This is a genomic window from Mycetohabitans sp. B2 (genome assembly GCF_021733735.1).
Taxonomy (GTDB): domain Bacteria; phylum Pseudomonadota; class Gammaproteobacteria; order Burkholderiales; family Burkholderiaceae; genus Mycetohabitans; species Mycetohabitans rhizoxinica.
In genome coordinates this window covers 1-517 of record NZ_JAHKSP010000038.1, presented here as the reverse complement: position 1 = coordinate 517, position 517 = coordinate 1, and the positions used below count along the sequence as shown (strand labels likewise).

The 517-nt window shown below is 62.1% G+C and carries 1 protein-coding gene; it reads left to right on the top strand.

Going from position 1 to position 517, the window contains the following annotated elements; all coding sequences use genetic code 11:
* Window positions 1-26: 26 nt before the first annotated feature.
* A partial coding sequence (locus tag KPG66_RS07800) for a hemagglutinin repeat-containing protein (protein WP_336886351.1) occupies window positions 27-517 on the top strand: 491 nt, incomplete at its 3' end.

Genomic DNA, 517 nt, shown 5'->3' with positions numbered 1-517 from the left:
TAAGCTCCCAAGGTAAGGCAGCCGGTGTGACGGCGAGCGTCAGTGGCGCACGCGGCCGGGGCGAAGGCACTGACGTGAACTGGACATCCACTCACGTGAGTGCGGGTAACCGACTGGTGCTGGAGTCGGGCGGCGACACTACGCTTAAGGGAGCGGTGCTCAATGGCCGGCAAGTAATCGGCAAAGTGGGCGGGGACCTGAACATCGAAAGCCTGCAAGAGCGCAGTAGCGAGCGCAGCCGGGATATATCGCTCGGCGGCAGCGTGACGGCGGGTTTGGGTGTGTCGGGTAGCGTTAGCTTCAGCCAGCAAAAGATTGCAAGCGACTGGGCGAGCGTGACCGAGCGCAGTGGCATCCAAGCGGGCGACGGCGGTTTCCAGATTGACGTCAAGGGTCACACGAGCTTGAAAGGCGCGGCGATCGTCAGCACGCAGCAGGCGGTGCGTGACGGAGCGAATAGCTTGACGACGCGCACGTTAAGTACCGAGGATATCGTCAACTACGCCGATTACAAGGC